The 19,382-nt window shown below is 66.3% G+C and carries 14 protein-coding genes; 6 read left to right on the forward strand and 8 right to left on the reverse strand.

Translation table 11 applies throughout. The features are described 5' to 3' along the window. Positions 1–87 precede the first annotated feature (87 nt). Entirely contained in the window at positions 88–870 is a 783-nt protein-coding gene (locus ACFYOW_RS10965) for an SDR family oxidoreductase (RefSeq protein ID WP_387286692.1), read from the reverse strand. Positions 871–1,040: 170 nt separating this feature from the next. Here ACFYOW_RS10965 and ACFYOW_RS10970 point away from each other — a divergent pair, with 170 nt between their 5' ends. The 4 genes from ACFYOW_RS10970 (at position 1,041) to ACFYOW_RS10985 (ending at position 6,839) form a co-directional block, all read left to right on the forward strand. After that, entirely contained in the window at positions 1,041–2,378 is a 1,338-nt protein-coding gene (locus tag ACFYOW_RS10970) for a lipase family protein (protein ID WP_387286694.1), read from the forward strand. A 71-nt stretch (positions 2,379–2,449) separates the two neighbouring features. Then, a complete protein-coding gene (gene trmB / locus ACFYOW_RS10975) occupies positions 2,450–3,259 on the forward strand; it encodes a tRNA (guanosine(46)-N7)-methyltransferase TrmB (protein ID WP_387286696.1) in 810 nt (269 codons plus the stop codon). Further along, positions 3,259–3,987, forward strand: coding sequence for an NYN domain-containing protein (locus ACFYOW_RS10980; RefSeq protein ID WP_387287475.1), 729 nt, complete (start codon positions 3,259–3,261; stop codon positions 3,985–3,987). Before trmB ends, ACFYOW_RS10980 begins: the two co-directional genes overlap by 1 nt. Continuing rightward, positions 3,987–6,839 (forward strand): MMPL family transporter, encoded by a 2,853-nt coding sequence (locus ACFYOW_RS10985; protein WP_387286698.1) that lies wholly within the window; start codon positions 3,987–3,989, stop codon positions 6,837–6,839. The genes ACFYOW_RS10980 and ACFYOW_RS10985 overlap by 1 nt, the downstream gene beginning before the upstream one ends. A 150-nt stretch (positions 6,840–6,989) precedes the next feature. Here the strand turns inward: ACFYOW_RS10985 and ACFYOW_RS10990 are convergent, their stop codons facing one another. Continuing rightward, positions 6,990–8,195, reverse strand: a complete 1,206-nt coding sequence (locus ACFYOW_RS10990) for an alpha/beta fold hydrolase (RefSeq protein WP_387286700.1) — start codon at positions 8,193–8,195, stop codon at positions 6,990–6,992. A gap of 88 nt (positions 8,196–8,283) precedes the next feature. Here ACFYOW_RS10990 and ACFYOW_RS10995 point away from each other — a divergent pair, with 88 nt between their 5' ends. After that, a complete protein-coding gene (locus tag ACFYOW_RS10995) occupies positions 8,284–8,880 on the forward strand; it encodes a TetR/AcrR family transcriptional regulator (protein WP_387286702.1) in 597 nt (198 codons plus the stop codon). 218 nt (positions 8,881–9,098) lie between these two features. Here ACFYOW_RS10995 and ACFYOW_RS11000 read toward each other — a convergent pair whose 3' ends face one another. Continuing rightward, positions 9,099–10,676, reverse strand: a complete 1,578-nt coding sequence (locus ACFYOW_RS11000; RefSeq protein ID WP_387286704.1) for a DUF2339 domain-containing protein — start codon at positions 10,674–10,676, stop codon at positions 9,099–9,101. Between the two features lie 1,348 nt (positions 10,677–12,024). Then, complete coding sequence (locus ACFYOW_RS11005) at positions 12,025–12,486, reverse strand: hypothetical protein (protein WP_387286706.1); 462 nt, start codon at positions 12,484–12,486, stop codon at positions 12,025–12,027. A gap of 317 nt (positions 12,487–12,803) precedes the next feature. On the opposite strand from ACFYOW_RS11005, the gene ACFYOW_RS11010 reads away from it, so the two are divergent. Beyond that, complete coding sequence (locus tag ACFYOW_RS11010; RefSeq protein ID WP_387286708.1) at positions 12,804–13,994, forward strand: helix-turn-helix domain-containing protein; 1,191 nt, start codon at positions 12,804–12,806, stop codon at positions 13,992–13,994. Positions 13,995–14,264: 270 nt separating this feature from the next. Here ACFYOW_RS11010 and ACFYOW_RS11015 read toward each other — a convergent pair whose 3' ends face one another. From ACFYOW_RS11015 to ACFYOW_RS11030, 4 genes are all read right to left on the reverse strand, one after another. Then, positions 14,265–14,966, reverse strand: a complete 702-nt coding sequence (locus ACFYOW_RS11015; protein ID WP_387286710.1) for a DUF1707 domain-containing protein — start codon at positions 14,964–14,966, stop codon at positions 14,265–14,267. A gap of 763 nt (positions 14,967–15,729) precedes the next feature. Then, on the reverse strand, positions 15,730–16,362 hold the full coding sequence (locus ACFYOW_RS11020; protein ID WP_387287477.1) for a response regulator: 633 nt from the start codon (positions 16,360–16,362) through the stop codon (positions 15,730–15,732). Between the two features lie 575 nt (positions 16,363–16,937). Further along, positions 16,938–18,143, reverse strand: a complete 1,206-nt coding sequence (macS, locus tag ACFYOW_RS11025; protein ID WP_387286712.1) for a MacS family sensor histidine kinase — start codon at positions 18,141–18,143, stop codon at positions 16,938–16,940. Next, complete coding sequence (locus ACFYOW_RS11030) at positions 18,121–19,365, reverse strand: AI-2E family transporter (protein ID WP_387286714.1); 1,245 nt, start codon at positions 19,363–19,365, stop codon at positions 18,121–18,123. Before ACFYOW_RS11030 ends, macS begins: the two co-directional genes overlap by 23 nt. Positions 19,366–19,382 lie beyond the last annotated feature (17 nt).

Genomic DNA, 19,382 nt, shown 5'->3' on the forward strand with positions numbered 1-19,382 from the left:
GCTTCGCACCCCCTTTTCGGTGCGCCATTCTTGCAGACATACCGGGCGGACGGGCCGTAGCGCCTGCTTGCAGGTCGCTCGAACGGATCAGCTGCCGCTGAAGTATTTGTTCGCGGTCCGCACGGCCCAGTTCGGCGCGTATTTCGCGGCGGCCGCCAGTACCTTTGCCTGCGCGCCGATTTCGTAGTGCACCCGCGGCAGCCGTCCGCGCTTGCGGGTCGCGTCCCAGATCCCTTGCGCGACATCCTCGGCGGTCAGACGCACGCCGAGCGATTTGGTCGTACCGGTTTCCACTCCGTCCACCATGGCGGTGGCCACGAACAGCGGCCACACCGCGATCACTCGGATATCGTGGTGCTCCCATTCGAGATCCAGTGCCTCGGTGAGGTTTTTGACCGCGGACTTGGTCGCACCGTAGCTGGCGAGTTCGGGTTGACCGTAGATCGCCGACGCCGAGCACAGATTCACCACCTGAGCACCGGGCGTATCGCGCAGATAGCTGAACGCGGCATGCGTTCCCGCTATGACCCCGCCGAGATTGACGTCGATGATTGTCTGGTGGGTGGCCAGATCGATCGATTCGAACGAACCCGCGCGCAGGATGCCCGCATTGTTGACGAGGATGTCGAGCCGGTTCTCGTCACCGTTGAACTCGGCGAGACGCTCGGTCCAGTGAGTGTCGTTCGTCACATCCAGCACCCCGGTGCGCACACTGCCTTCGGCGGCGTGGATATCGGCCGCGAGCCTGGTCAGCCCAACCTCATCGATATCGTATGCACCGACGTGATACCCCTGTGCTGCGAAAAGTAGGGCCGTGGCCCGGCCGATACCCGCCGCCGCACCGGTGATGAACACAGTCGGTCTGCTCATGCGCGCAGTCTAGTGCGGCGGCAAGCCCCCTACCTCGGGGTTCCCACAGATGCCATGGTCACTTAATCTGGCGGGATGGTCGGCACCATCGTCGGTGCGCAGCTTCGCTTTTCGAACGCGGCAGCCGACCAGGCGGAATCCGTTCCGCTGGTCTCGATGAGGAGGTTGCCGTGACCGTCGATGTCATCGGTGTCGAGCCGGACGCGTCCGGCGATCGGAAGCCGCTGCTACCCAGTAGCGATCCATTCCTCCGTCCACCGAAGGGTTTCGCGGCCCGGCCGGCCGGAACCATCCTGCGCAGCCGTCGCGTCGAACTCGCACTGTTCGGTCTTGTACCGCAGCAGGTCTCGGCCTGGCAGCTGCTCTACCGCAGCTGTGACATGCACGGCACCCCGGAAGCGGCGGTCACCACGGTGCTGCTGCCGCTCGACGCCGACCCGAACGAAGACCGCCCGCTGCTGGCCTTCCAGACCGCCATGGACGCGGTCGCCGAGCGATGTTCCCCCTCCTACGCACTGCGTCGCGGTGCCCACGCACTCGGCTCGGTCACCCAATTCGAATGGATGCTGGTGGCCAACGCGCTGCGCCGGGGTTGGGCGGTGAGCATCGCCGATCACGAGGGCCCGCACGGGAATTTCGGCGCGCCGCGCGAACCCGGTTACCGCGGGCTCGACGGGATCCGCGCGGCGCTGCGCTTCGCGCCGCTGGGTCTGCGCCCCGATACCCGGATCGCGGTCTGGGGTTACTCCGGCGGCGGTATGGCCAGTTCGTGGTTGGTCGAGATGGCGCCGACCTACGCTCCGGAGCTCGATATCGTCGGCGCGGTACTCGGCGCGCCGGTCGGCGATCCCGGCCAGGTATTCACCAGACTCAACGGCGGGCATTACGCCGGGCTGCCCGCGATCGTGATCGCCGCGCTACGCAGGCTCTACCCGGCACTGGCCGAGGTATTCGACAGCGATTGCGATGCCGAGGGTCTGCGACTCATCGAACGCGCGGAACGGTCGACACCGTTCGCGGCGGTTCTCGGGCTCGTCAAAAGAGATGTCGGCCACCATCTGAGCCGTCCGCTCGCCGAGGTGCTCGCCGCGCCCGATATGCAGGCCATGCTCGACGACCTGCGGCTCGGTCACTCCATCCCGACCTGCCCGCTGCTGGTGTTGCAGCCGGTGCACGACCAGATCATCCACATGGACGGCGTCGACGGCCAGGTCGAGCGGTATCGCCGCGGCGGTGCACAGGTCACCTATGTGCGCGACCGGCTCAGCGAGCACTTCTCGCTGCTTCCGCTGGCCACGCCGATCAGCCTGGATTGGCTGAGCGATCGGCTCGCGGGAAAACCGGTGCGCGAAGTCGGCGACAGCACGGTGTGGTCGGTCGCCGCCTCGCCCACGGGTGTGCGTGGACTGTGGGAAATGCTCGGCACCGCGGTCAAGGTGGCGCTGGGCAAGCCGCTGCGTCAGGAGACCGAGCCCGCCGCTCGAATCCCCCGCGTACGCGCCGCATAACCGTTCGCCTCGGGTGACCCGCAAGCGATCCGCTACGACCGCTTGCTGCCCGCATCCTGCGATGCTGGACAATGGAGCGCGTGAACGACGCCGCGAACCATACTGCCGAGTCAGTTCCCGGACCGCCGTCCACAGCTCCGGCTCCGGCGGACGGTGGATCCCGAAAGGGCTCGAGCTCTCGTCTGTACCCCCGCGTGACGAGCTTCCGCTCGCGCCGGGGCGCACTCACCGCGACCCAACAGCAATCCTGGGATCGCACCTGGCCCAAGATCGGTCGCGATGTGGCCGACGAACCACTCGACGCCACCGCCTGGTTCGGCCGCGAGGCCCCGCTCGTCATCGAGATCGGTTGTGGGACTGGCACCGCCACCGCCGCGATGGCACAGGCGGAACCGCATCTGAATCTCATCGGCATCGAGGTCTATCAGCCCGGTCTGGCGCAACTGGTGCAGCGCATCGAGCGCGAGCAGATCGACAACATTCGGCTGCTGCGCGGTGACGCTGTGGATGTGTTGGAAAATATGATTGCTGAGCAGTCGCTCACGGGCGTTCGAGTCTTCTTTCCCGACCCGTGGCCGAAGGCGCGACACCATAAACGCCGGCTGTTGCAGCCCGCCACATTCGCATTGATCGCCAATCGCCTGCGGCCCGGCGGTGTGTTGCACGTCGCGACCGACCACGCCGATTACGCCGAATTCATCGCCGCGGTCGGCGCCGCAGAACCGCAGCTCATCGGCTTGAACGAGACCACGGGCGGGGTCAGCGCCGAGCATCGCGACACCGCACCGATCGGCTTCGAAAGGCCCGTCACGAAATTCGAAGGCAAGGCACATCGCGCCGGAAGCGCCATCAACGAGTTCATATGGGGGAAGATCGGATGATGAGTGTCGGTGAGATGGCCCACGAGGTCGTAGATGTTGCCGGGGAGGTGCACGGAACCGGATCCGAGGTGATCGGCGCGGTTACGCCCGATGTGCGTCGGGTGCTATTGGTCTGGGACGCCCCGAACCTCGATATGGGACTGGGCGCGATCCTCGGCGGCCGCCCGACCGCCGCCTATCGACCGCGCTTCGACGCGCTCGGCCGCTGGCTGCTCGCGCGCACCGCCGAACTATCGGTCGGCAGCGTGACCCGGGTCGAACCGGAGGCGACCGTCTTCACCAATATCGCGCCGGGCACCGCCGATGTGGTGCGGCCGTGGGTGGAGGCGCTGCGCAATGTCGGCTACGCGGTCTTCGCCAAGCCCAAGATCGATGAGGACTCCGATGTCGACGCGGATATGCTCGCGCACATCGAGCTACGCAGCCGCGGTGCCGGGCTGGCGGGCATCATGGTCGCCTCCGCCGATGGCCAGGCATTTCGCGAACCGCTCGAACGATTGGCCGCCAACGGAATCCCCGTTCAGATACTCGGCTTCCGTGAGCATGCGAGTTGGGCCGTAACATCCGATACCCTCGAGTTCGTAGATCTCGAGGACATCCCGGGCGTGTTCCGTGAACCGCTGCCCAGGGTCAGCCTCGACTCGCTGCCCGACGAGGGAGCTTGGCTGCAGCCGTTCCGGCCGCTGTCGGCGCTGCTCACCTCTCGCCCTGCCCAAGGAGTCGCTTAGTGTTCACACGCTGGGGCGATCTGGTCTATCGGCTGCGCTTCGCCGTCATCGGCATGGTCGCGGCCGCACTCTTGGCACTCGGCGGTTACGGCCTGGGCCTGGAAGACCATCTCAGCTCCAGCGGGTGGGACGATCCCACGTCGCAATCGGCCAAGGCGGCCAAGTTGTCCGACGAGGCGTTCGGACGTGATCACAACAGCGATGTGATCGTGCTCTACACCGCACCGGACGGTAAGACGATCGATGATCCCGAATTCCGGCAGAAGATCGTCGACAGCCTCAATTCGCTGCCGCGCGAACATCCGGATGAGATCTCCAAGATCAACGGCGCCTACTGGCAGACCGAAACCGGTCCGGCGTCACCGTTGACATTCGGTTCGAAGGATAAGAAGTACACCTTCGCCTCGGTCGCCATCCAGGGCAATAACGACACCGATATGGTGCGCAACTTCCGGAAAGTGAAGGATGCCTTCGCCATTCCGGGCGTCGATGTGCAGGTCGCGGGCCTGCAGGCGGTGGCGGGCACGCTGAACGACACCATGGCAGCCGACCAGAAGCGGATGGAGATCCTGGCCATCCCCGCGGTCGCGGTGCTGCTGTTCTTCATCTTCGGCGGTGTGGTCGCGGCGGCACTGCCACTGATCGTCGGTGGTCTGACGGTGATCGGTGCCTGGGGCATCGTGCGTTTCGTCACCCAGTTCACCGAGGTCAACTCGTTTGTCTCGCCGGTCGTTTCGATGATCGGTCTCGGTCTGGCCATCGACTACGGCCTGTTCATCGTGAGTCGATTCCGTGAGGAACTCGCCGAGGGCTACGACACCCGGGCGGCCGTGCGCCGTTCGGTGATGACCTCAGGTCGCACTGTCGTGTTCTCCGCGACCATGATCATCGCCAGCCTCGGCGGCATGCTGCTGTTCCCGCAGGGCTTCCTGAAATCGATCGCCTACGGCTCCATCGCGACCGTCTCGCTGGCGGCACTGACCGCCATCACCATCCTGCCCGCGATGCTCAGCATTCTCGGGTCGCGGGTGGATTTGCTCGGGCTCAAGCGATTCCGCAAGACCAAGACCGCGGAGGAAGTCGAGAACGGCTTCTGGGGCAAGTCGACCCGCTGGGTGATGAAGCATCCGCTCAAGATCGCGATCCCGATCTGCATCCTGTTGCTGCTGCTGATCATTCCGGTCAGGAATCTGGCCTTCGGCGGTATCAACGAGCGGTATCTGCCGCCGGATAACGCGACCCGGCTCGCGCAGGCGAAGTTCGACTCGATCTTCCCGCTACGCAAGTCCGATCCGATCCAACTGGTTTTCGTCTCCGGTAACAGCAGTGACGTCGGCAAGGTGTGGACCGCGGCCAAGCAGGCGCCCGGCTTGAACGGCACCTTCGACGTGCCCGCTCAGTCCAACACGGACAAGGAAGTGTTCCGCACCAGCGCGACACTGGCGGATTCGGAGAATCCGGATCCGACCATCGACTATCTGCGCTCCCTCGAAATCCCGGACGACGTGCAGATGTATGTCGGCGGACAGCCCGCGATCCAGAAGGACAGCATCGACGCGCTGCTGCACCGGATGCCGTGGATGATCGCGCTGGTCCTGTTCGTGACCACGCTGCTGATGTTCCTCACCTTCGGCTCACTGGTGCTGCCCATCAAGGCCGCGTTGATGAGCGCACTCGGATTGGGTTCCACGCTCGGCATTTTGACGTGGATCTTCGTCGACGGGCACGCCGCGGGCCTGCTGAACTTCACGCCGCAGCCGATCATGTCACCGGTATTGGTGCTGATCATCGCGGTTATCTACGGTCTTTCGACCGACTACGAGGTATTCCTGTTGTCGCGCATGGTCGAAGCGCGCACGCAGGGGGCTTCGACGACCGAGGCGGTGCGCATCGGTACCGCGCAGACCGGGCGCATCATCACCGCGGCCGCGCTCATCCTGCTCGTGGTGACCGGTGCGTTCGCATTCTCCGATCTGGTCATGATGCAGTATCTGGCCTACGGCATGATCGCGGCGCTGTTCATCGACGCGACGATTCTGCGCATGCTGCTCGTCCCGGCCACCATGAAGCTGCTCGGCGACGACTGCTGGTGGGCGCCGGCGTGGATGAAGAAGGTGCAGCAGAAGATCGGGCTCGGCGAGCCGATTCTGGACGACGAACGTCCCGGCGGGGGCGAGGTCGTCGACCTGGTGAAGACCACGCCGATCACCGATCCGGTGACGATGCAGATGCCCGCGCTCACCGATAACGTCAGTACTCGGTCGCGGTCACCGCGGCGGCGGCGCACGGTCGAGGAGATCGAGGCGGAGGCGCCGACGCAGCATTTCGCGAAGCTCCCGCCCGAACCACCGGTGCCGCCGCGGCCGGTTGTCGCGCCACACGATCCGACTCGGCCGCGGGCGAATTCGCCGCTGCATACGCCACCGCCTGGGCCGCCCGTGCCGCCATCCGGACAGGCATCGGCTGCGCCGGGGTTGCCGCCTGCGCCGCTCGGCCAGTCGGCGCCGCCCGCACCCGAGCCCATTCGGCCGCGGCCGATTCCGACGATTTCGGGAGCTTCGGAACCGACTCGTCCGATTCCGCCTACGCCCACACCGACGCCTCCCCCGCCACCGCTTCAGCAGACGCCGGTCCCGGCTTCGGACCATCCGACCCACCACGCGCCATCGGAACGCCCCGCCCCGTCGAATGACGATGCCTCGGACGACAACCGGAGCAGCATCGAAAACTGGATGGCCGAGTTGCGGTCCAACCGTCGCCGCATCGGCCAGCCCGACGAAGGTCGGCATCACAGCGCGGACGGGCGGACAGTCAGCGTGAACGAGTTGCTGCGGCGGCGGGATCGCGAGTAACGCGTTGTGCGGCTGCGGCTTTCGTTTCAGCACGAGCCACATCAGTTCCTACCCGGGTGCCGGAAGCGGATTTGTCGGTGACGGCTGAACGACACTGAGCAGCTTCGATGCCAGCGGTTTTTGCGGGCCGCTCGGCGCGAACCCTATGACTCACCGGATCGGCGTCGGGCTCAGGTTGTCCTCCGCGGCGGGCTGATGATCGTCGAGCCAGGCGAGGATGGTGTGCAGGCAGATGCCGATATTGCCGATTTGGCAGTGGTTTTGAGCCTGTTCGGCGGCGGTGAACAAGCGCGTGGTGATGGAGCGGGCGTGGGTCAGCGCGGCGGCTTGGCGGTGGAGTTGGTGTGCGGGCACGTAGTGGTCGTCGGCTCCGGCGAGCAGGAGGACGTCGGCGGTGACGCGGTCGGAGATGGTGCGGGTGGACAGGGTGCGGGCGACGCGGAAGAAGGTGTAGGCGTCGGCGGTGCCGGTGACATGCATGCCCTGGCGCAGGCCCCAGGCGGCGATCGGTTTGCGGGCGGCGGCCAGGCGTGCGGTGAGGTTGACGATGGGGCGAGCGCGGGCGGCGTCGGCGAGGCGCAGTGCCGGGGTTGCGCCGGGAAAGGCTTGTCCGCCAACGCATTCGAGGAAGTCATCGAGAACGTCGAGCGCGACGACGCGACGGATGCGGGGCTCGAAGGCGGCGGCGCGGATGGCGAGTCCGCCGCCGAGTGAGATGCCGATCAAGGTGACGTCATCGAGGTCGTAGTGATCGAGCACGGCTGCGACCGGGTGTTCCCAGGTTGCCGTGAGGGGCAGTCCGTGGTCTTCGAGAGCGCCGCCCTGGCCGGGGCCGTCGAAGGCGATGACGCGGTATCCGGCGCGGGCTCCGGTCAGTAGCAGGGGGAAGATTTCCTCGGTGTACTCGTCGAATCCACCACAGACGACGAGGACGCCTTGCGAAGGGCCCTCGGGCAGCACCTCGTATGTCGGCAATGCGGCCGCACCGTAGGACACGTCGACCGGAGACAGCTGGTAAAGATCGCGCATCGCGCCGACGAATCGATCGCGAGCGGGGACGCGGCGCGGGTCGTCGACGGGCATGAAGAATTCTGCCGCCCGGTCGTAGTATGCGGCAGGCAGCACGCGACCGTCGGCCCGTGCCTGCTGCGCCAGCTCGAGGAACACCGTGATCCACTCGGAGTAGGAGCTGATCCGCTCGGCGGCCGCGCCGACCTCGGCAAGGGCATCGGGTCCGATCCACTGCAGGAATCGGTTGAGCTGGAATTCCATGCCCCGGTCCGGATGCAGTCTGTGGTAGCCGACTGGGTCCGCAGTGGGCGCGATGTCGATGGTCGGCGCATCCCAGTTGACCATATCCACTCCTTAACGCAAGTAATAATGCGATAAGTACGCTAACGCGCACCGAACTAGAACGCAAGGATTCTTGCGTTAAGGTGAGTGGGTGACCGAGTCAGCAGATCGGCCGCGGCGTACCGGCGGCCGCAGCGCACGCGTACGTGGAGCGGTTGTCGAGGCCGCGGTCAGCGTGCTGCTCGAACATGGTCTGAATAATTTCAGTGTCGGCGAGGTCGCGGCCCGTGCCGGTGTCCACGAGACCTCGATTTACCGCCGGTGGCGCACCCGAGAGAACCTCATCGTCGATGCGATGCTGGCCACCAGCGGCGAGGACATCCCAGTGCCCGACACCGGCTCGGTGCGCGGCGACCTCCTCGCGCTGACCCGATCGGTAGCGGCATTCCTGTCCCAGCCCGCCGGCGCGACCTTCACCCGCGCGGCCGCCGTGCATGTCGACGACGAGTCCGTCGCAGCAGCGCGCCGCAGGTTCTGGGAATCGCGCCGCAGCCTGGCTTCGGTCATCATCGAACGTGGTATTCAGCGAGGCGAATTGCCGCAGACCACCGATGCCAGCCTGGTGCTCGAGACCATCATCGCCCCGTTCCACATGCGAGTCCTACTCACCCACGAGCCGATCGACGAGACGCTACCCGAACGCATCGTCGACCTGATCTGCGCCGGGCTCGAACAACCAGGTGCATGACACACGCCGAGTCGATCCAACGAGATCGCCTCGAGTCCAACGGATGCTGGGTATCCGTGTGCCCGCCGACGATCGGAACGGTTCAGCCGGGTCGCTTCCACTGAATCTTGTTATGCAACACAGGCTTCGGCGAAGGCACGCATCGTTGGTACCGACGAGGAGGTGGCGCGGGCGCTTCCGCTGGGTCTTCGCCGGTGGCTCGAGTTTCGGCGCAGTTGTCAGCGTTCTGCTGAATCCGGGTTGGTGGCACCGGCTTCGGCGAAAGCTCGAGCGTAGCGGGTCCCTGCCAGGAGCAGGAGGACGCCGACCACCAGGAAGGCTGCTACTCGGACCAGGCCGTCGAGGGTGGCGAGATCGAAGAGGAACAGTTTGACCAGGGCGGCTGCGGTGACGAGCAGTCCGGAGCCGAGTGCCAGTTTGGCGACGGCGGCCGAGCGGGACAGGTTGCGCAGACCGAAGAACAGCGTGGCCGTCGCGGCGGCCATCCACAGGATGGTGGCGGCGCTGTGGCCGAAGATGAAACCGTCGGCGCTGCCGGTCGCGATTCCGATCGAGACCGCTGCGGCGGTTACCGCATACAGGCCCGCGATGCTCGCTACGACGAACAGCGTCGACTCGTCGGTTCCGCCCTTCGTCATGCCGGGGAGTCTCCGGGCACACCAGACGCCCACAACGATGACCGCGAGTGCGAGGACGGCGCCCAGAGCGGTGGCGAGATTCAGACGCAGTTGTGCAAGCCGTTGTGCTGCAAGCACTTCCGGAGTCACGGTGGTGAAGTATGCTACCGAGCCGACCAACGTGAATGCCGCGCCGACGGCGGCGGTAATACGGGAGCGCCGCTGTCCGGCCAACCCGAGGTAGCACAGCGCCACCAGGAACAGTGCGATGGGCAGGGTCTGTACTCGCGTCACGCCGACACACGCTTCGAGCAGCGCGAACGAACCGGCGATCGCGGAGACGAATGCGATCGAACCCGGAATCCGCACCAGCTCACGCAAGTTCGGCACCATATGCAACGCCGCCACGGCCAACAGGACCGCCGCATAAACGGCCGCGACCAAGGCGGCCGAGTGCCGCTCGAACATTGCGGGGGCGGCCAGGAGCGGAACCGTCGAGAGCGCGAAGCTCAGCGCGGCGACGATATCGCCGGATCGCCTGCGCACCACCAGAACACCGCCGACCAACCCGATCGCCACCATCGCCACCGCAGCGGTGAGCAGCCAGTACACCCGGCCCTGCGCCGGATCGTCGACGACGGCGACGGCAATGGCGAGCAAGGTCGTCAAAGTCGCCGGTACCGTGCGCACCACATGCAGGAACGGCCAGTCGCGGACCAATTGCACCGGCACACAGGTCAACTGCAACACGATCAGGAATGCGAGCAGCACCAGTTCCGAAGTGACGAACGGTGACAACAACGCCGCACCCGCGACCACGAGCACCGCGAGCGGCTGCGACTGCCACCGCATCGCCAAACCGACCCCACCCGCCGCAACACCGAGCGCCACGGCGAGTCCGACCACCGGATGCAACCACTCGTAGATCGCCGTCACCGCGACCACATCCAGATACGCCCCGGCAATGCCGGTGGCAGCCAAGGAAATTCCACCGACCCGACCACCGACCCGCCCGAACACCCGCGTCCCCGCGCCCACCAGCGCCGCCGAGAACACCGCCCCGGCAACAACTCTCGGTACCGGTCCGAAGAACCCGGCCTGCGCGGCGAGCACCAACAGCATCACCACCCCGATCAGTGTCACCCCCACCCCCGCCACCGCCAGCACCCGACTGATCATCCCCTCCTGCTGCCACCACGGCGTCTTCGCCGCACGCGCCCCACCCCACCCCGGCGGCCGCGGCGGAACCGCCCCACGCGGTCCTGGCGGCACAAACCCGCCGGGCGTACCCGAAGCCCCCGGCACTCCACCCGACCCCGCAGCCCACCCGGACATCCCGACACCGCCCGGCACGCCATACCCAGGCAGCGGCCGCGCCCACCCCGAAGGGCCGGTCGGCGGCATTGGAATCCGCCCCACCCCACCAGGAACTGGTGCCGACGGACCCGCACCAGGCACCGCCCAAGCGGCGGGCACCCCCGGCACCGCACCTGCCGCAGGCATGGCGGGAGCGCCCGGAATACCGGCAGGAGCTGACTGCTGCGGCACCGCGCCCCCTGCAGGCACAACCGGAACACCAGGCCTCGCACCTGCCGAACCCATACCCGACACCGCAGCCTCCGCAGACACACAATGAGCACCCGAGGCCGCGCCCGCGACCGCCGACGCACCCTCCGCTGGCATGGCCGCAACACCCGGGGCCGCACCAGCCGCAGGCACGACTGGAGCACCCGCAACATCAGCAGAAGGTGACTGCTGCGGCACCGCGCCCCCTGCAGGCACAACCGGAACACCGGAAGTCTCTCCTGCTGTAGGCACAGCTGACACCGCGTCCCCTGCAAACAAGGCGGCAGTACCCGCGGCCGCTGCATCCGACCTACTCCCCGCGGGCATGGTCCGAGCATCCAGCGACGCGCCCGCGACAGGCACACCGGAAGCACCAGAGATCGCTTCGGGTGTCGGGGCACTCGCAGCGTCGGACCGCGCCGTCGATCTCCGGTCGGCAGCCGACTCCCCCGAGACTGCCGATGTGGCGTTTGCATCCTGCCCAGCGCCGCACGTCGGCTCAGCTGAGGGAGCTACGGGAGCGTCCGGTAAAACCGTCTGGCCACCGACCGCCCCTGCGGCTCCCGACGCAGGCTCACCGCCTGCACCGAGCGGCACCGGGATCGGACCGAGCGGATACTCTCCGCGAACCGAGAAGCCGGTCGACTCCCGCGAAACCGCAGATGCCGCAACCGAATCGGCGACGACCTGCGCTCGTAACAAATCCAGATCTCGGCCGAGGACGCCCATCTGCGTTCCCAACGCGGCGAACTCACCGGACAACCGCGAAATCAGCGCGGGATCGATAGACGTAGTCATGTCTCCAATGCTGATTTTTCGATTGCACCGGAACATGAGTAGAAACCACTGGTACTCATCCGGGATCTACTCGACTTCCATCTGCGCGGCCGAGTCACCCAGGCCCACCGCCGCAGTGCTACACCGGATCCCCCGCCCGGTCGTGGCAGGCGGGGGTCGGCGCTTACTGCAGGGTGTGGGAGCGCATGTTGGTGACCTGGTAGACCGCATTGATCACCGCGGACCGGGGTGGCATGCGCAGGACGCCGGGGGTCGGTTCGCCTGCCCAGTGCCAGCCGAGTTGGGAATCGGTGGTGGGGAGCAGGACGTGGCGGCCAGGGGGGATGACGGTCACGTGATGTCCGGCCAGGCAGCGGCGCACGCTGATCTCGACCGGGGTGGCCGGGCTCGGTGGTGCGACGAGGAAGGTCCAGGTGCGTTCGCCGGGTTCGGCGACTACCGGGGCCGTGTAGGTCCGGTCGAGGGTGCCCAGGACTTTGCGGCCGAGATCCGGTGGCATCACCAGGGCGCCGAGGATGGAGCCGGTGGTGATCATCGGGCGACCCGCCAGCAGTTGGACCGGCAGTCCGTACCGATGTCGCAGCATATGCGCGATTTCGTGGGGCGAGTGACAGCGCTCGAACATGGCCTACTCCTCACCCCGTCCGCAGACCCGGCAGCCCCCTCTGCGTAGCGGACCGTGCTGTTCGCGCACGCGCTGGGTGTGCCGCGCGGATCGACTGGTCTGGACACCTGGCTCGAACGCGCGATCGGCGCGGAGAGCTCGCACGGTGGTATTCGGCATGGTGATCATTGCCGCCGCCCTTTGCATTCTCAAAGTTGCAGAAAGGCAACGGTATTCCAACCGAGCGGGAACGAGTCGTACGTAATGTCCCACTTCTAGTGAGCGCGATCACTTAACGTCGTACGCTGAAACAAGGATGTAACAAAGGACTTGGCTAAATGGACGATTCGTCGATCGGCGTGCGGATAAGGCTCTTCCGCGGAAAAGCGCTCACGCAGCGCCAACTCGCCGACCAAGCCGGTGTCAGCGTGGATCTGGTGCGCAAACTGGAACAGGGCGGCCGCCAGACCGCGTCGATCGCCAGTCTGCAAAAACTCGCGCGCGCACTGGATGTCGACATCTCCGACCTGGTGGGCAAGCGACACGGCATCCCCTCCGGCAATCCCGATGCCGGTATCGTCGCGATCCGGCGCGCACTGACCCCGGTCGACGATCTGCTCGGCGAGATCCCGGATGAGGATGCGATCGGCCTCGACGAGGGCAGTCGCGCAGTCGATTACGCCTGGGGCGCCTACTGGACCGGCCACTACGAACTGCTGACCTCGATCCTGCCGACCGGACTCACCCAACTGCGGGCTACGGTGCACGCCGCCCGCAACGGCGCGGTCGCATCCGCGAATGAATTACTCGCACGGATGTATTGGGTCACCGGCTGCACCCTGGTCCATCTCGGGCAGACCGATCCGGCGTTCCTCGCTATCCGGCAAGGACTTGCCGCCGCCGAACTCGGCAATGATCCGCTGCTGCTGGCCACCATTCGCGGCTCGGTCGCCTGGCAACTGCTGGTCCAGGGCCGTTATGCGGAATCGCGCAAGGTCGCGCTTCGTGCGGCGGCGGAGCTGGAGCCCGAGGGTGACGAAGCCCCGGCACACTTGTCCGCGTACGGATCGCTGGTCCTGCAAGGCGCAACCGCGGCTGGTCGATCGCAGGACGTTCCCGAAGCGTTGTCGCTGGTCCAAGCGGCGGGTGAGGTCGCGCTGCGCATCGGCGTCGATCGTCGCGATTACGAAACCTATTTCGGCCCTTCACAAGTCGTCATGCAGACGGTCGATGTGAATATCAGCTCCGAACGCTATCCGGAGGCTCTGACCGCCGCGCAGGATATGCCCGCGAATTGCGGTCTGCCCCAGGCCTCCCGCGCCCGCCACCTCACCGATACAGCCGTCGCCCTGACCCGCACCGGCCAGCACAAGCGCGCCCTCGCCGCCCTGCTCGACGCCGAACGCGTCGGCGGCGCCGACTGGATCAAATACCAGTCCCTGCCCCGCCACATCGTCTCCGAATTACTGGACCACGATCGCCGAGTCCCGTTGCGCGCCTTCGCCCGCCGCATCGGCGTCAATACCTGATCGGCGTCGAGATCCGCTCGTCCACAGCAGTTCAGCGTCAGCCGCAGGTGCTTTGCCGTATCCGCTATCGGCGAGTTGTGCCACAGCGGCCACTGCTGACAAGTGCAGTGGAGACCTTGCCGCTGTAAGAGCAATTGCGCCTCACTCATCGGACTTGCGCGATCCGCGCTACTCGACGGCCAAGCGCACCGAATCTGCCTGCCCGCCCCAGCTGCACGCAATTGCGCCCCCCGAGTTGTCCGGCGACCGACCGTACCGAGTCGGTTCGAGTCAGCTTCCCATCAACTTGCGCCATTGGGCGCGCAGGGAGTGTTTGGCGGTTATCGAGCCGAAACGGATTCGGCCGTGCACCACGACGTGCAGGGGACCGAAGGGTGGGCCGGTGCGGACCTTGTTGTTGACGCTGGAGCCGATCAGGTCGACGGCGTTGAGGTCGACGGTGGCCTCGGCGGGGACGATCAGGGTGAGTGAGCTGAGATAGTCGTCGACGTGCACCTCGACGACCTGGGTCGACATGATCGCCTCGGTGAAATCGAGGGTGACGCCGGAAAGCCAGTTGTTCAGATGCAGCGCGGGCGCCACCTGCCAGGGACCGCGGCGATTGACCCCGGACAGTCGGCTGCGGATCACATTCCCCGGCGTGACCTGTGACGGGACCGAGGGCGGCGGGGAGACCCGCTTCGTGAAGGCGGGCGAGGAGTTCACGAATGTCGAGGGCGGTGCGGCGGGCCGGCCGACGAGTCGCACACCGGGCAGGTCGACCAGCACGGCATTCAGTTCACCGCGGGTCTTGGCGGCCAGCGCGGTATCCATCCGCTCGGTGAACTCCCCGAGGGAGAGCATGCCGAGCCCGACGGCGCGCTGGAGCAGTTGACCGACATGTTCGCGTTCGGCATCGGAAACACGCAACTCACGATCGCCGACCATGTCACCGGAGCCGACACCGTTGGATACCGATTCGGGGCCACCCATGAATCCGAGATTACCGAGCCCAGCAGCCCCGCCGCATCAGGGCAATCCCCGAGTCCCCCGTCCCCTCGGCCCCACTCCCGCCGATTTCCGCACAGACCCGGACCATCTCCGCCCCCACCACACAGACGCACAGGCGAGCTGTGCCCGCACATCACCTGGGGCCACGGAGCACCCCGCTCCACTCCCACCGATTTCCGCACAAACCCGGACCATCTCCGCACTCACCACACAGACGCACAGACGAGCTGTGCCCACACACCACCCCGAGCCACGAGGCACCCCACCCGCGCTCCCACCGATTTCCGCACAAACCCGGACCATCTCCGCCCTCACCACACAGACGCGTCGGCGAACCAAGCCCACACATCACCCGGAGCCCAGAGGCGCTCCATTGCACCACCGCGACGAACACGCGGTGGAGGACGAACCCGCACACCGGGCACCGCGCCTCGTGTACAAGGCACCCACTAGCGAGACGGAGTGCCGGGGTAGGACGGCGAGTGTCTCCTACTGCCCGGACCCCCACAGGATGATCGGGGCGCAGATGGAGCCTCTGAGGACCGAAACCGCCGTGCAAGAGCCCGAGAACCGTTGCGCCACCTGAACGAGAACTATTGCGCTAATCGAGAACCACTGCGCGCGCCTGCTCGAGAAACCGTTGCGGCCACCTGCTCGAGAAACCCGTTGCGGCACGTATTCGAGAAACCAGTTCCTGCGACGTATTCGAGAACCGATGCGCACCTGCTCGAGAACTCATGCGCACCTACTCCAGCCCCTGTTCGATCGCATAGCGGGTCAGTTCAACCCGGTTGGCCAAGTGCAACTTCCGCAATGTCGCCTGCACGTGGTTCTCCACGGTTCGATGGCTGAGCCCGAGCCGCGACGCAATCTGCTTGGCGGACAAGCCTTTCGCCACCATCCGCAAGACTTCGGTCTCCCGCTCGGTGAGTGCGGGCCGATGCGGTTCATCCGGTTCGACCGGCGCGGTCGCCATCCGCCGATACTCACCGAGCACTAGCCCTGCCAGCCCCGGTGTGAACACCGGTTGCCCAGCCGCGGTGGCCCGCACCGCCTCGATCAACTCGCTCGCCGACGCACTCTTGACCAGATAACCCGAGGCCCCCGCCTTGATCGCATCCAGCACATCGGCGCGCTCGGCCGACGCCGACAACACGAGCACCCGGCTCTCCGGCGACACCCGCAGTACCTCCGCAGTCGCCTGGGCCCCATTCCCATCGGGCAACTGCATATCCATCAACACCACCGCAGGCCGTACCGCCGCCGCCCGCCGAGTAGCCGACCCCACCCCATCCGCCGTCGCGGCGACCACGAATCCCGCCTCGGCCAGATCACGGGAAACCCCATCCCGCCACATCGGATGGTCGTCCACCACCATCACCGAAATCGCCTCGACCGCATCACCACTGGTCACATCGTCCTCCTACGTGCTCGGGCTCCTGGGCAGCTCCGGGGCAATCGATGATGGAACCGCATCGACCGCATCACCACCAGCCACGAGGTCCTCCTCCGCGCGCTCGAGCACCTGGGCAGCTTGGGGCAATCGATGACCGAACCGCCTCAGCCACATCATCGCTGGTCACATCGTCCTCCTACGTGCTCGGGCTCCTGGGCAGCTCGGGGCAATCGATGACCGAACCCACCTCGACCGCATCACCACTGGTCACCACGTGCTCCTCCGCGCGCTCAGACACCCGGGCAACCAAGGGCCATCGATGACCGAACCCACCTCGGCCGCGCCACCACTGGTCACCAGGTCCTCCTCTGCACGCTCGCGTCAGCCAGGGCAAGAATCGCTTCGGCCGCATCACCAGGTCACAGTGTCCTCCTCCGCGCTCGATCGCCCGGAGACACCGACTTCCGGCACGGCTGCGGTGCGTTCATGCGGCAGCTTCCACACACCGGTCGTCATTCACGACGAATACCTGCGCCGAGATGTCGTCGCGCAAGCACTCACGCCACACCTCCCGCACGCGGCACCCGAAACTCCCACTCGGTACCGAACCCGACCCCACCAGCCTCCTCGGTCAGCAACACCGCCGTTCCCCCCAACGTCTCGATGCGACCGATAATGGATCGCGAAACCCCCATTCGCCCCTCGGCTTCCGCCTCTTCCAAGCGTCCCGGCGCAATCCCGACACCGTCATCGCGCACACTGATGATCAGCTCGTCACCGGTATCCTCCAGCAGCACATAAGCTTTCGCATCCGGCCCCGCATGCAGCGCGACATTGGACAGCGCGTTCGCCACCGCCGCCGCGATCTCCCCCGCGGCCCAACGCCCGACCCGCACCGGCTCTCCCGGCGTCGAAACGAACACCGACGGCGTCGCGTGCACCGTCAGCAGCGGCCGCAGATCGACATCCACACCACCGGTATCCCCGTGCCTACCTTGTTCGGAGATCAAAACCCGCAGCGCCACTTCCTGTTCCGCCGCCCGCTGCGCCAATTCCTCGGTGGAACCGCCGATCTCGTTGCCACGACGCTTGATGTAGCTGAGCACCTGCAGTACGCCGTCGTGCACCTCACGCGCCAGCCGCTCCCGTTCCTCGGCCGCCGCGGTCAACCGAACGGCCCGTTCCAGCTGCCCCTGCGCCCGGCGCGCGGTATTGGCCGCCAGTCCGAGCGCCAGCCCGATGGAGACGAGCACCGGCGCGGTCGCATCGGCCCACACATCCTGGCCCCACTGCTCGCGCACCGTCACGATGACCGCCGCTATCAGCAGCCCGGAGAGCACACCGGCGAGCGGCCCGCGCAGAATCGCTGCGGAGACAACGGCATTGGCGACCCACAGCGTGGTCGGCAGCGTCTGATGACCGTGGTACCAGCCGTAATCGGCGACCAACCGGGTCGAGGCGATCAGCGCGATCACCACCACGTGATCCCCGCTCACCACCCACGACCGCAGCCGCGCCACATCGGGAAAGTGCCACTGCGACAACATGAATGCCGACGCACCGGACCACACCGCCATCACCGCGATCAGCACCCAGCTCAGCTGCTGATGCTCGTAGTACCGCACCGAGGCGATCTGCTGACCGACCGCATAGAGCAGCGTGACCAGCCGCAATGCCTGCACGGCACGCCACAGCGGCGCGGTCGCCGCATCGTCCGCGCTCAGCTCGGCCGCGCCGGCCTCAGTCGGGCCCGGCCGAGTCATCCGACCGGTCCTGCCGGTGCATCTCCTTGGTCAGCACCGCATCCACATCGAACCGGCCGGGCTCCGGTTCATCCGGCTCCACCGCGAATCGCCCCCCGTCGCCGGTGTGTAGTTCCTCGAACGCCTCCTCCGGACTCTCCGAAAGCAGCGACCGAATGGCGGTATTCATCACCGCGACGAACGGCACCGCCAACAGAGCGCCCGCGATGCCGCCGAGCACGAGGCCCGCGGCAATGGCCAGCACCACCGCGAGCGGATGGATGCTCACCGCCCGCCCGAGCAGCAATGGTTGCAGCACATGGCTTTCCAGCTGCATCACCGCGATAATGATGCCGAGCACGATCACCGCGGTCACCCAGCCCTTGGTCACCAATGCGATGAATACCGCGATGGTCCCGGCCAGGAATGCACCGACTATCGGGATGAACGCGCTGATGAACACCAGCGATGCCAACGGCAATGCCAGCGGCACCCCGAGAATCGCCAGACCGGCACCGATGCCGATGGCATCGACGAGCGCCACCACCACGGTCGCGCGGACGAATCCGACCAGCGTGCCGAAGCCGAGTTGCCCTGCGGTGCGCACCTTTTCCCGATGCGGGGTCGGCACGATCCGGGTGACGAAGTGCCAGATTTGATCGCCGCCGTAAAGGAAGAAGATGAGAATGAACAGCGTCAGGAACGCGCCGGTGAGCACGTGCCCGATCACCGTCGCGGTGGTCAATGCCCCGCTGGTGAGACCTTCCCTGTTCGATTGGATCGTTTTGACGATCGTGTCGCCCGCATTCCGAATCTGCTCATTGCTCAGATGCAGCGGACCGTTGATCAGCCAGTCCTGAATCTCGTGGACGCTGTGGGTGATTTCGTCGGACAGCTGCGGTACGCCCTCGATGAACTGCTCGACGACGAAGGTCATGATCCCCGCGACCACCCCGAGCGATCCGACCAGCGCGACGAGGACCCCCACCGACCTGGGCACCCCGAGCCGCTGCATCCAATCCACCAGCGGCGCCAGCATTGCGGCCGCCAATAGGCCGATGGCGAGCGGTATCACCACCGTTGCCAACTTCTGCACGACCATCGTGATCGCGATCAGCGCGGCGAACATCACCAGCAGCCGCCACGCCCACTCGGCGGAAACTCGGACGAACGGATGTACAGAATCAGCAGCCGACCGCGCAGCAGTGGCTTTTTCGAGAGCACTAACCTTCTGGTCGGTCACCTCCGCGAGCCTAATGG

It is taken from the genome of Nocardia sp. NPDC006982 (assembly GCF_042869435.1).
GTDB lineage: Bacteria > Actinomycetota > Actinomycetes > Mycobacteriales > Mycobacteriaceae > Nocardia.

Coding starts and splice junctions, on each gene's coding strand:
- ACFYOW_RS10965 (WP_387286692.1), bottom strand. CDS start 870: ATGAGCAGACCGACTGTGTTCATCACCGGTGCGGCGGCGGGTATCGGC.
- trmB (WP_387286696.1), top strand. CDS start 2,450: ATGGAGCGCGTGAACGACGCCGCGAACCATACTGCCGAGTCAGTTCCC.
- ACFYOW_RS10980 (WP_387287475.1), top strand. CDS start 3,259: ATGAGTGTCGGTGAGATGGCCCACGAGGTCGTAGATGTTGCCGGGGAG.
- ACFYOW_RS10990 (WP_387286700.1), bottom strand. CDS start 8,195: ATGGTCAACTGGGATGCGCCGACCATCGACATCGCGCCCACTGCGGAC.
- ACFYOW_RS11000 (WP_387286704.1), bottom strand. CDS start 10,676: ATGATCAGTCGGGTGCTGGCGGTGGCGGGGGTGGGGGTGACACTGATC.
- ACFYOW_RS11005 (WP_387286706.1), bottom strand. CDS start 12,486: ATGTTCGAGCGCTGTCACTCGCCCCACGAAATCGCGCATATGCTGCGA.
- ACFYOW_RS11010 (WP_387286708.1), top strand. CDS start 12,804: ATGGACGATTCGTCGATCGGCGTGCGGATAAGGCTCTTCCGCGGAAAA.
- ACFYOW_RS11015 (WP_387286710.1), bottom strand. CDS start 14,966: ATGGGTGGCCCCGAATCGGTATCCAACGGTGTCGGCTCCGGTGACATG.
- ACFYOW_RS11020 (WP_387287477.1), bottom strand. CDS start 16,362: ATGGTGGTGGACGACCATCCGATGTGGCGGGATGGGGTTTCCCGTGAT.
- macS (WP_387286712.1), bottom strand. CDS start 18,143: ATGACTCGGCCGGGCCCGACTGAGGCCGGCGCGGCCGAGCTGAGCGCG.